This window comes from Streptomyces sp. NRRL S-495, assembly GCF_000966955.1.
Taxonomy (GTDB): Bacteria; Actinomycetota; Actinomycetes; order Streptomycetales; family Streptomycetaceae; genus Kitasatospora; species Kitasatospora purpeofusca.
In genome coordinates, this window is the sequence record NZ_JZWY01000364.1 from 1 (window position 1) to 12,012 (window position 12,012).

General features: G+C 75.1%; 10 protein-coding genes. 4 read left to right on the forward strand and 6 right to left on the reverse strand.

What is annotated here, in order from left to right; translation table 11 throughout:
* The 4 genes from VR45_RS19045 to VR45_RS19060 form a co-directional block, all read left to right on the forward strand.
* Positions 1 to 928: AMP-binding protein (locus tag VR45_RS19045; protein ID WP_045940997.1), on the forward strand; the 928-nt coding region annotated here is incomplete at its 5' end.
* Positions 925 to 2,160, forward strand: a complete 1,236-nt coding sequence (locus VR45_RS19050; protein ID WP_045940998.1) for an FAD-dependent monooxygenase — start codon at positions 925 to 927, stop codon at positions 2,158 to 2,160. The genes VR45_RS19045 and VR45_RS19050, both read left to right, overlap by 4 nt.
* Entirely contained in the window at positions 2,157 to 4,316 is a 2,160-nt protein-coding gene (locus VR45_RS19055) for an FAD/NAD(P)-binding protein (RefSeq protein ID WP_107084218.1), read from the forward strand. The genes VR45_RS19050 and VR45_RS19055 overlap by 4 nt, the downstream gene beginning before the upstream one ends.
* Positions 4,313 to 5,728: a lyase family protein gene (locus VR45_RS19060; protein ID WP_045940999.1), complete on the forward strand. Its 1,416-nt coding sequence runs from the start codon at positions 4,313 to 4,315 to the stop codon at positions 5,726 to 5,728. Before VR45_RS19055 ends, VR45_RS19060 begins: the two co-directional genes overlap by 4 nt.
* A gap of 75 nt (positions 5,729 to 5,803) precedes the next feature.
* On the opposite strand, the gene VR45_RS19065 is transcribed toward VR45_RS19060, so the two are convergent.
* From VR45_RS19065 to VR45_RS19090, 6 genes are all read right to left on the reverse strand, one after another.
* Entirely contained in the window at positions 5,804 to 7,225 is a 1,422-nt protein-coding gene (locus VR45_RS19065; protein WP_045941000.1) for an aldehyde dehydrogenase family protein, read from the reverse strand.
* Positions 7,225 to 8,337 (reverse strand): AMP-binding protein, encoded by a 1,113-nt coding sequence (locus VR45_RS19070; RefSeq protein WP_045941001.1) that lies wholly within the window; start codon positions 8,335 to 8,337, stop codon positions 7,225 to 7,227. The genes VR45_RS19065 and VR45_RS19070 overlap by 1 nt, the downstream gene beginning before the upstream one ends.
* A 17-nt stretch (positions 8,338 to 8,354) precedes the next feature.
* Positions 8,355 to 8,759, reverse strand: coding sequence for a DUF4440 domain-containing protein (locus VR45_RS19075; protein WP_045941002.1), 405 nt, complete (start codon positions 8,757 to 8,759; stop codon positions 8,355 to 8,357).
* 8 nt (positions 8,760 to 8,767) lie between these two features.
* Entirely contained in the window at positions 8,768 to 9,571 is an 804-nt protein-coding gene (locus VR45_RS19080; protein WP_052709204.1) for an arylamine N-acetyltransferase, read from the reverse strand.
* A gap of 130 nt (positions 9,572 to 9,701) precedes the next feature.
* The gene (locus VR45_RS19085; RefSeq protein WP_199925969.1) at positions 9,702 to 11,714 is read right to left on the reverse strand and encodes an anthranilate synthase family protein; all 2,013 of its coding nucleotides are present in this window, start codon (positions 11,712 to 11,714) and stop codon (positions 9,702 to 9,704) included.
* Positions 11,707 to 12,012, reverse strand: a 306-nt coding sequence (locus VR45_RS19090) for an SDR family oxidoreductase (protein WP_045941003.1), incomplete at its 5' end; no start/stop codon positions are given. The genes VR45_RS19085 and VR45_RS19090, both read right to left, overlap by 8 nt.

Below are 12,012 nucleotides of genomic sequence, written 5' to 3' on the forward strand. Positions count from 1 at the left end.
CACCATCCATGTCTCCTTCGTCCACTCCCGGCTGATCACCGCGCTGGCGATCTCGCTGTTCCGCGGCTTCCCGATCCTGGTGCTGGCCCACTCGGAGGCCGGGCACGTGGCCGAGCTGTTCGCCCGGCTGCGCCCCGGGATCCTGGAGGCCCACCCCAACTCCTTCATGGAGTGGGAGGAACTCGCCGAGGACCCGCGCCGCCCGCTGGCCAACGTCAAGCTGTTCTCCTCGACCTTCGACGCGATCCACCCCCGCACCGTGCGGACCATGCTCGCCGCCTCCGCCCGCACCGCGCCGGTCTTCGGCCAGCTGTACGGGCAGAGCGAGGTCGGCCCGGCGGTGGTGCGCTCGTTCTCCCGGCGGCGCGGCGCGGACGCGGACGGCCGCTGCGTGGGCATGCCCTTCCCCGGCTTCACCGACGTCCGGGTGGTGAGCCGCGACGGCCGGCCCCCGTCGGCGGACAACCCCGGGTACATCGAGGTCCGCAGTGACGGCCGGATCGTCACCTACCTCGGCGAGCAGGCCCGGTACGACCAGCAGGTCGAGGACGGCTGGTGGCGGATGGGCGACGTCGGCTACCGCACCCGCTGGGGCTGTGTGCACCTGCTGGACCGCGAGGTCGACCTGATCGAGGGCTTCGGCTCCACCCTGGCCGCCGAGGACGCGCTGTTCGCCCGCCTCCCGCAGCTCGCCGAGGTGGTGATCGTCCCCGGCGCGGACGGCCGGGCGGTGCCGGTGATCTGCACCAAGGACGACCTGCCGGTGGAACCGGCCGCCTGGCGGGCCGCCGCGGCGGGCCTGCCGCCGATGGCCGATCCGGTGCAGTGGCGGCTGGGCGAGCTCCCGGCCACCGCCACCACCAAGATCAAGCGGCTGGAACTGGCCCGCCGGCTGGCGGCCGCCGAGGACGACGGGCCGGTCCGGTGACGGCGCGCCACGACGGCCCGGCCACCGTCCTGGTGGCCGGCGGCGGGATCGGCGGGCTGGCCGCCGCGCTGGCCCTCGCCCGGGCCGGCCACCGGGCGGTGGTCCTGGAGCGGGCGCCGGAGTTCGCCGAGATCGGGGCGGGCATCCAGATCGCGCCGAACGGCATCCTCGCGCTGGAGCGGCTGGGCCTCGGCGACGCCGTCCGGGCGGCCGGGGTGCACATGGCCGAACTGCGCTTCATGGACGGCGTCACCGGCGAGCACGTCACCAGCCTGACCCTCACCGAGCGGTACCGGCAGCGGTTCGGCAACCCGTACGTGGTGGTGCACCGGGCCGAGCTGCACGGGCTGCTGCTGCGCGCCTGCCGGGCGGAGCCGCGGATCGAGCTGCGCGCCGCGACCGCCGTCACCGGCTACCGGCAGGACGCCGGGGGCGCCACCGCGCTGCTGGCGGACGGCGGCTCGGTGCGCGGCGACGTGCTGGTCGGGGCGGACGGCATCCATTCGGCGGTCCGCGCCCAGCTGGTCGGCGACGGCGAGCCGCGGATCTCCGGGATCACCGTCTACCGGGCGGTGGTCCCGATGGAGCTGGTCCCCGAGGAGCTGCGGCTGCCCACCTCGGTGACCTGGTGGACCGGCCCGCACTGCCATTTCGTCCACTACCCGATCGCCGGCGGGGCGTTCCTCAACCTGGCCGCCTCCCGGGACAACGGCGCCACCGAGGCGCTCGCCGGGGTGGCGGTGGACGAGGAGCTGGTCGGGGAGCAGCTGGCCGGTCTGACCGCGCCGAACGCCCGGCGGCTGCTGGCGCTCGGCGAGGGCTGGCGCTCCTGGGTGCTGGTGGACCGGGACCCGGTGCGGCGGTGGACGGACGGCCGGGTGGTGCTGCTCGGCGACGCCGCGCATCCGATGCTGCACTACGCGGCGCAGGGGGCCTGCCAGGCGCTGGAGGATGCCGTGCTGCTGGGCGAGTTGATGGTCGAGACCACTGAACTCGCGGACACCCTTGCCAGGTTCGCCTCCGAACGGCAGGCTCGTACGGCGGCGGTGCAGCGTGCCGCGCGGGAATCGATCCGGCTCTGGCACCCCGCGGGCGAGGCGGCGCGGGTCAGGAACCGGCTGCTCGGAGCGCTCTCCGAGGGTGAGTTGCACGAGCGGGTTGCCTGGATGCACGGCGTCAAGACCTTTTCATCATCGGATGATCACAACTACGATTTCGAGCCGTGGGCATGATCGACAGTCACCTCCAGATCTGCGTCATCGGCGCGGGTCCTCGCGGTCTATCGGTGCTGGAACGACTCTGCGCGAACGAACGGTCCAGCCCCTCCGGGGCCACCGTCACCGTGCACGTGGTGGACCCGGCACCCCCCGGCGCGGGCCGGGTCTGGCGCACCGACCAGTCCCGACACCTCCTGATGAACACGGTGGCCTCCCAGATCACCGTGTACACCGACGACAGCGTCCGGATCGACGGACCCGTCGAACCCGGCCCCAGCCTGTACGAATGGGCGAAGTCGCTTGCCTCCGAGGGCAGTCCCGACCGGCCGGCGGGCCGGCCGGCGGGGCAGGCGGCGGGCCGGGACGGGCACGAACCGGGCCGCCACGAGCCGCCCGCGCACGAACCGGGCGGCACCGGCCGGCAGCCGGACGGCCCCGACGGGGCGGCCCTGGCCGAGGCCGCCGCCCTCGGGCCGAACACCTACCCGACCCGCGCCTTCTACGGCCACTACCTGCACGCCGCCTTCCGGGCCGTGGTCGCCGCCGCCCCGCCGACCGTGACCGTCCGGGTGCACCGCTCCCGGGCGGTCGCGATGGCCGACGCGCACGGCTTCCCCGGCGGCCCGCAGGGCGTCCGGCTGGAGGACGGCACCCGGCTGAACCGGCTGGACGCCATCGTGCTCGCCCAGGGCCACCTCCCCGCCCGGCCCACCCCGCGCGAGGCCCGCACCGCCAGCCTGGCCAGGATCCACCACCTCGACTACATCACCCCCGCCAACCCCGCCGACGTCCATGTCACCGCGCGCCCGGGCCAGACCGTGCTGCTGCGCGGCCTCGGCCTCAACTTCTTCGACCACATGGCGCTGTTCACCCTCGGCCGGGGCGGCCGGTTCGAGCCGGCGGACGGCGGCCTGGTGTACCGGCCCTCCGGCGCCGAGCCCCGGCTGTACGCCACCTCGCGGCGCGGCATCCCGTACCACGCGCGCGGCGAGAACGAGAAGGGCGCGTACGGCCGCCACCTGCCCCGGCTGCTCACCGCCGAGGTGGTCGCCGAGCTGCGGGAACGCACCCGCCGGGGCGGGCCGGTGCGGTTCGCCACCGACCTCTGGCCGCTGGTCTCCCGCGAGGTGGAGGCCGTCTACTACGGCGCGCTGCTCACCGCCCGGGCCCGCGGCGCCGAGCGCGAGGCGTTCACCGACCGCTTCCTGACCGCCGACGACCCGGCCGCCGTCCTCGACGACCACGGCATCCCCGAGGCCGACCGCTGGAGCTGGGACCGGCTCTCCCGCCCCTACGCCGGACGGGAGTTCACCGACCGCGCGGACTTCCGCGACTGGCTGCTCGACCACCTGCGCCACGACGTCGCCGAGGCCAGGGCCGGGAACCTCAGCGGCCCGCTCAAGGCCGCCCTGGACGTGCTGCGCGACCTGCGCAACGAGATCCGGATGGCGGTCGACCACAGCGGCATCGCGGGCGACTCCTACCGGGACGACCTCGACGGCTGGTACACCCCGCTGAACGCCTTCCTCTCCATCGGACCGCCGGTGGAGCGGATCGAGCAGCTGATCGCGCTGATCGAGGCCGGGGTGGTGGAACTCCTCGGCCCCGGCACCGAGATCCGGATCGACCCCGTCGACCCGGCCTTCGCCGCGCACTCGACCGCCGTACCGGGCCCGCCGGTCCGGGCCTCGGTCCTGGTCGAGGCCCGGCTGCCGGAACCCGACCTGCGGCGCACCGACGACCCGCTGCTGCGGCACCTGCTGGACACCGAGCAGTGCGCCGCCTACCGGATCCCCGGCCCCGCCGGGACGGGCTATCCGACCGGCGGCCTCGCCGTCACCGAGCGGCCCTACCGGCTGCTGGACGGCCGCGGCCGGGCGCACCCGCGCCGCTTCGCGTACGGGGTGCCGACCGAGTCGGTGCACTGGGTCACCGCGGCGGGCATCCGGCCCGGCGTCGACTCGGTGACCCTCGGCGACTCCGACGCCATCGCCCGGGCGGTGCTGGCGCTCTCCCCGGCCCCCGAGTGGCCGACCGCCGCCCCCGACCCGGCTGCCGCCCCCGGCCCGGCCTCGGCCGGCTCCGTGGCATCCACCGGGTCGAGGGTGTCCACCGGCTCCGTAGAGTCCGCCGGGTCAGCCGAGTCCGAACCGAGAGGCGTCGTCGTATGACCGCACACCCCAGCCCGCCGGCCCCGGCGGAGCCCGACACCGGACTGCTCTCCCCCGTCCGGGCCGGCACCCCGGTCGAGGCGGCCGTGACCGACCGCGCCTGGCTCCAGGCCATGCTGGACGCCGAAGCGGCACTGGCCCGCGCCCAGGCCGGTCTGGGCACGGTGCCGCCCGCCGCGGCCGCCGCGATCACCCGGGCCGCCCGGGCCGAGCGGTTCGACGTCCGGGAGCTGGCCCTGGCCTGCCGGGAGACCGCCAATCCGGTGGTCGGCCTGGTCCAGGCGCTGACCCTGGCGGTCGCCGCCGAGGACCCGGCCGCCGCCGAGTACGTGCACCGCGGCTCGACCAGCCAGGACATCCTGGACACCGGCGCCATGCTGGTCGCCGCCCGGGCGCTGGCCCTGATCCGCGCCGACCTCGGCCGCACCGCCCACGCGCTCGCCGGCCTGGCCGCCGAGCACCGGGACACCGTGCTGGCCGGGCGCACCCTCGCCCTGCACGCGGTGCCCACCACCTTCGGCCTCAAGGCGGCCGGCTGGCGCCGACTGGTGCTGGACGCCGACCGCCGGCTCGCCGCCGTCCTCGCGGACGGGCTGCCGGTCGCGCTGGGCGGCGCCGCCGGCACCCTGGCCGGCTACCTGGAGTACGCCCGGCTGGACGGCCCGGACCCGGAGGTGGACGCCGGCGCCTACCTGGACCGGCTGCTGGACGCCTTCGCCGCCGAGACCGGACTCGCCCGGCCGGTGCTGCCCTGGCACGCGCTGCGCACCCCGATGGCCGACCTGGCCGCCGCGCTCGCCTTCACCGCCGGCGCGCTCGGCAAGATCGCGGTGGACGTGCAGTCACTGACCCGCACCGAGGTCGGCGAGGTGGTCGAACCGGCGGTGGCCGGACGCGGCGCCTCCTCCGCGATGCCGCACAAGCGCAACCCGGTGCTGGCCACCCTGCTGCGCAGCGCCGCCCTCCAGGTCCCGGTGCTCGCGGCCGGACTGACCCAGTGCCTGGTCACCGAGGACGAGCGCTCGGGCGGCGCCTGGCACGCCGAGTGGCTGCTGCTGCGCGAGTGCCTGCGGCTGGCCGGCGGCGCCGCGCACACCTCGGTGGAGCTGGCCGAGGGGCTGCTGGTCCGGCCGGAGCGGATGCGGGCCAATCTGGGGCTCACCGGCGGACAGCTGGTCTCCGAGCGGATCGCCGCCCGGCTGGCGCCGAAGCTCGGCAAGGCGGTGGCCCGGCAGCTGCTCACCGAGGCCTCGCTGACCGCCGACCGGGAGGGCCGGCCGCTGGCCGAGGTGCTGGCCGAACAGGGCGGACTGGAGGGGCACTTCACCTCCGCGGAGATCGCGGAGCTGTGCGACCCGGCCGGGTACACCGGCATGGCCGGCGCCCTGGTGGACCGGGCGCTGCGCGACTGAGCGGCCACTGAGCGGCCGGCAGGGAGAACGGCGCGGGGACCTCGCGGGCACCGGCCCACGAGGTCCCCGCCCGGTTCAGCCCCGGATGACGGTCTTGGTCCGCATCAGGAACTCCCCCAGGTAGCCGTCGTGCGGCACCCCGGGCCGGATCCAGTACGTCGGATGGTCGCCCCGGTAGACGTTGCTGATGCTCGGCTCCCGGAGCAGCCGGTCGAACAGCGCGTCGTCCCCGGTGAGCGCGGTCAGCACCAGCGAGTTCCGCAGCGGCGCCACCCCCGCCTCCGGTGTCCACGGCGCCACCCAGACGCAGGGGAAGGCGAGTTCGACACCGGTCTGCTCGGCGTCCGGCCGGTCCAGCTGGTGCACGGCCGGGCGCAGCACCGCGCTGCCGTCGCCGAGTTCGGCCACCACGCCGTCCCCGCCGAGCCAGGCCCTGGTGCCGGCCGCCCGGCGCAGCAGATAGGCCTCGATCGCCCGGGCCTCGGCCACCGGCTGGACCGAGAGCACCGCCTTCTCGTCCTCCGGCGGCAGGCTCGGGATCCCGGCCAGCCGCTCCGCGATCGCCCGGGCCAGCGGGGCCGGGTCGCCCTCGACCAGGACGGCGGTGGCGTTGATGCAGGCCACGCCGCCCTGGTGGGCGATCGAGTCGACGATGGTGTCCAGGTGCTCGCGCCAGTCGGTGTCCCGGGTGACCAGGATCTTGGACCGGCCGGGGCCCTGCGGCAGCACGGTGCTGCCCGCGTACTTGCGGACCACCTCGTCGCCGCCGTAGACCATGCCCAGGTCGGCGCCGGCCAGGATCTCGTCCGCGGCCTCGTGGTCGGTGGGCAGCAGCATCACCTGGTCGGCGGCGAAGCCCGCCAGCCGCAGCGCGGTGACCAGCCGGTGCGGGGTCAGCGGCTCGCGGCGGGAGGGGCGGACGGCGACCCGGTAGCCGAGTGCCAGCGCCTCCAGCCAGAGCCCGTGCGGGCCGGGGTGGTTGCCGGCCGCGTGGACGGCGAAGACCTCGCCGCGCCTGGTCCAGACGGCGCTGCCGTCGAGGGTGGCGCCGTCCCGCCAGTCACTGACCGCGCCGGCCGGCCGGGCCCGGTAGGCGGACCAGCCGGCCTTCTCGGCCGAGTCGGCGATGGCCCGGGTGGCGTCCCGGACGACCGTGATCGGCACCCCGGAGACCCGGGCGACGGCGCGCTCGTAGGACGGGAAGTCCAGGCCGTCGATGGTCTCCGAGGTGAAGATCCGGCCGGCCCGGGCCAGCGCGGCGAAGCGCTCCTCGGCCGGCAGCGACTCGGCCGCGTGCAGGGCGCGCATCGCCCGGGTGACGAACAACTTGGGGACGAGGCTGAGTTCGGCGAACGGCGCGCCGGTGACCTCGGCCACCTCGGTGCGGCGCCGGGCCCGGAACGGCTCGCCGGGGCCGAGCGCGTCCAACTGGAGCAGGGCGGGCTGCTGCGCGGGCTGTGCGGGCTGCTGTTCGGGCTGCTGTTCGGGCTGCGTCATCAGTACACCCCCTCGATCACGGTCTCGTTGTCGAACTCCTGGACCGGGGCGATGTCCGCCACCGCGTCGCCGAGGTGCCCGGGCAGCGCGGCGATCCGGGTGCCGTGGTCGCGCTCCAGGTTGTTGGGCATCAGCAGGCTCTTGGACACGTGGTGCATGACCACCTGCCCGCGCTCGCCGTACTCCACCGTCCGCCCGGTCTCCGGGTCGATCACGCCGAAGCTCATGTACGGCGAGTAGGGGTCGTAGACGCAGGGGTCGTCGTCGGTCAGTCCGTGCCGCTCACTGGCGTTGCCGAGGATCATGGTCGAGCCGTAGCCGCTGTAGAGCACGGCGTTCGGGAAGACCTCGGTGCGGTAGAGGTGGCGGGTGTCCGGGTCCATCTGGGTGCCGACCCAGTTGATCGCCCGGATCTTCTCGCCGACCAGCTTGGCCAGGCCGTCCCGGCGGGCGATCCGCTCCAGCACCGGCGGGGTGCACATCAGCACGCCGATGTCCTGGGTCTCCAGCAGGTACGCGACCTGGTCGACGATGTGCTCGGCGTACGCGCCGGCCTCGGCGCCCTTACCGTCGGAGATCAGCCGCTTCACCCAGCGCGGGTCGAGGTCGACGGTGAAGGACAGGCCGCCGCGGTAGGCGGTCTGGGCCTTGATCACGTCGCCGACCATGTGCGGGCCGGTGGGGGCGACCACCAGCCAGTTGACGCCCTGCGGCACGCCGTGGCCGTCGAGCTGGGCGCTGGACCAGCCGAGCAGCCGGTCCAGCCAGTCGCGCAGCAGCACGATCCGCTTGGGCGCGCCGGTGGTGCCGCCGCTCTCGTAGACGCCGACCACCTCGGGGCGGTCGCCGTAGCCGCGCGGGATCAGGTCCTCGACCCGGGCGGTGCGCAGCTCGCCGGCGAGGTTGGGGAACTTGGCGAGGTCGGCGTGGGTGCGGACCTCGGTGAGCGGGTCGAAGCCGAGGCCCGCGGCCCGGGCCAGCCAGAACGGCGAGCCGGTCTCCGGCGAGAAGTGCCAGCGCATCGCGGCGCGCAGGTACTCGTCGGGGTCCGGCACGGCGTCGAACGGCAGGTCCAGCAGCGGATCGGCGGCGGGGTTGGCTGCAGCAGGCACAGCGGTCCTTCCTCGGGTCAGCGGGCGGTGCCGGGCGGGTTGTCGATCGCGTAGCGCCAGCGGCCGTCCGTGCCGCGCCGGGCGACGTCGGTGGCCGTGCCCTCGTCGCGGAGCGGACCGTCCGGGCCCTCGCCCTCGATCAGGTAGTCCCCGATCAGCAGCGCGAGGTCGCCGGCCACGTAGCACTGCCGGACCTCGATCCGGATCGGCAGGCCGAAGGCGAGGAACCGGCCGGTGGCGGCGCGCCGCTCGTCGCCGGTCACCACCTCGCCGGGCGCGTTGACGAAGACCGCGCCGGGCTCGAAGAGCCGCTCCACGGCCTGCGCGTCGCCGGCGTTGAAGGCCGCGGCGAAGACCAGGGGCAGCTGGGCCGGGTCGGTGGGCGGGAGGCCGGCGTCCGGGCCGGGTCCGGTGGTGGTCATGGCGGGGCTCATCCCGTCTGGACGGCGGCGGTGACCCCGCCGGACGGCTGGTCGGGCAGCCGGTCGAGGCTGAACCCGAAGTAGGTCTTGTACGCCTCCAGGACGGCGGCGTCGGTGCCGAACTCCTGGCTGCCGCGCTCGCCGCCGGCCACCGTGGAGAGCTGGTTGCCCTTGAGGGTGATCCGGCCGTCCTCGGTCCGCAGCGAGCAGAACACGTCCTGCAGGAACGGGGATTCGGGCGCGGTGCGGTACCACCAGAGGGTCGGGCGGAAGTCCTCGATCCGCACCGGGCGGTCCTCCAGCCGGTACAGCGGCTTGCCGTTGAGGAACACGTCGAAGCCGCCGCCCTCGACGTCGGCCAGCCGGTACTCGCCGTCCGGGTCCTGCTGGACCTCGCGCGAGGCCAGCCGCAGCGGGTGCCGGCTGTTGCGGCCGAAGCCGGTGTCGACCAGCCACTGCTCGCCGTCGACGGTGACCCGCAGGGCGAGGTGGCACAGGGCCGCGCCGAGGGTGCCGCCGGGGCGGTGGACCCGGCCGGGGAGGATCTCCACCTGGTAGCCGAGGGCGGTGAGCAGGAACGAGAGGGCCGGGTTGACCTCGTAGCAGCCGCCGCCCCGGCGCTGCCGGACGATCTTGTCGAGGACCTGCTCGTCCATGTGGATGGGCTCGTCGAGGTGGTAGCCGAGGTTCTCGAACGGCACGGACAGCACCTGCCGTTCCTGGAGGTGGGTGAGCGCGGCGAGGTCGGCCCGCTCGGGCCGTTCGGCGCCGATCCGGGCGAGGTACGCGTCCACCATGGCGTCGTCCAGCACGGTGATCTCCTCTGGTCGGTGTTCCGGTGATCGGTGATCCGGTGATCCGGTCGTTCGGTCGTTCGGTCGAGCTTTTCCGGCTCCGGTAATGCTTTTTCGGATGGAACGGTTGTGGGACGTGTACAACCCGTCAGGGGAATTCGGGAGCCTCGGGCGCTATTCGAACGGGGTCCGGCAATCCGAGCGCGTGAGCGATCAGATCACCGGTGATCCGGACGCCGCCGAGGGTCAGCACCGACTCGGCGTGGAACTGCACCGAGGCGAAGCCCGGCCCGCGCAGCGCGTGCACCTCGCCGGTCGCGGCGTCCCCGGCCACCCGGACCGCGCCGCCGCCGGGGGCCTCGAACTCCGCTGGCCCGCCCGGGCAGGCGTCCCACACCGCGGCGAAGGTGTTGTAGAAGCCGACCCGCTCGGTGGCGCCGAACAGGTCGACCGCGCGCTGCACCCCCTGGTTGGGCACCGCCCGGCGGACCAGCGGCAGGCCCAGCTCGGCGGAGAGCACCTGGTGGCTCAGGCAGACCGCCAGGAACGGCCGTCGCGCGGCCAGCAACTCCCGGGCCGCTGTACGGAGATGGGCGATCTTCGGATGGGAGGTGTCGCGCGGGTCGCCGGGCCCGGGCCCGAGCACCACCAGGTCGGCCCCCTCGCGCGAGTACGGCTCGTCGAACCGGCGCACCCCGACCTCCAGGCCGAGCGCCCGAAGCTGGTGGCCGATCATCGCGGTGAAGGTGTCCTCGGCGTCCACCACCAGCACCCGCAGGCCGGCCAGTTCGGGGCGCGGACGGGCCCGCCCGGACACCTCGGCGAGCCAGAAGCCGGACAGGTCCTGGTTGCGCCCGGCCAGCGCCGCCCGCACCTCGGGGTGTGCGGCGAACCCGCCCCGGCGGCCGTCCGCCGGGGTGAACGGCCCGGCCGGCCCGGCCCCGCCGGCGGCGAGCAGCCCGGCCGCCTTGGCGCCCGTCTCGGCCACCTCGGAGCGCGGGTCCGAGTGCCGCACCAGGGTCGCCCCCACCCCGATCCCCAGCCGGCCGGTGGCCGGGTCGATGTCGGCGGTGCGGATCAGGATCCCGGAGTCCAGGGAACGCCCGCCGACCGCGTCCCGGCCGATCAGCGCGGCCACTCCGCTGTAGTAACCCCGGCCCCCGGGCTCGTACTTGGCGATCACCCGGGCGGCGGACTCCAGCGGGCTGCCGGTGACCGTGGGCGCGAACAGCGTCTCGCGCAGCACCTCGCGCGGGTCCCGGTGGGTCCGGCCCTCGATGAAGTACTCGGTGTGCGCGAGCCGGGCCATCTCCTTGAGGTACGGGCCGACCACCCGGCCGCCGCCCGGGCAGATCCGGGCCATCATCTTGAGCTCCTCGTCGAGCACCATGCAGAGCTCGTCGGTCTCCTTGCGGTCCGCCAGGAACTCCAGCAGCCCGTCCAGCTCCGGGCCCTGCTCCGGGTAGCGGTAGGTGCCGCTGATCGGGTTCATCACCGCCCGCCCGCCGTGCACGCTGATGTGCCGCTCGGGCGTGGCGCCGACCAGGGTCCGTTCCCCGGTGTGCACCAGGAAGGTCCAGTAGGCGCCGGTCTCCCGCTGGAGCAGTCGGCGGAACAGGGTGAGCGCGGCGGTGGTGGTGTTCCCGCCGACGGCGGCGACGAAGGAGCGCCTGAGCACGAAGTTGGCGCCCGTGCCCTCCCCGATCTCCTCGGCGAGCACCCGGCGGACGGTCTGCGCGTACTCCTCGTCGCCGATGTCGAAGGCGCCGCCGGTCAGGTCGACCGGGCCGTCGGGGAGGCGGTCGAGCAGCTCGGCGAGCGGCAGCTCCGACTGCTCGGCGACGGTCAGCGCGAGCAGCGGGGTGCCGTCGTCCGGCGCCTCGAAGCCGCGCTCGGCGATCTGCCGGTAGGGGACCAGGACGAGCAGCTCGTGCTGCTCGCCGCCGGATCCCGAGAGGTCGGACGGCGGGAGGTCGGACCGGGAGGGGTCGGACGGCAGTTCGGCCAGCGGCAGGTCCGCCAGCGTGGCCGGCGCCGACACCTCGCCGAGCAGCAGCTCGACCACCCCCGGGCCGGTGGCCTCGGGCCGGTGCAGCAGCGCGAACGCGGGCGGCCGGGCGGCCAGCACCCGGTCCAGCGGGGAAGGGGTCGCGTCACGCACCGAGCCCGGCACCCCCGTCCACCGTGAGGTCGTGCAGGGTGATGTGGCCCGCCTCGTCGGACAGCAGGAAGGCGACGGCGTACGCGACGTCCTCGGGCCGGGCCAGCTTGCCGAGCGGGATGCCGACCTTGAAGGCCGACGGCACCCCGGCGACGGTGGCGGCCCGGCCGTCCACGCCGTCGGCCCACATCGCGCTGAGCATCGGGGTGTCGGTGGAGCCGGGCGCGACCACGTTGCAGCGGATCCCGTAGCGGGCGACCTCCAGGCCGAGGCTCTTGGTGAAGTGGGTGGCCGCCGC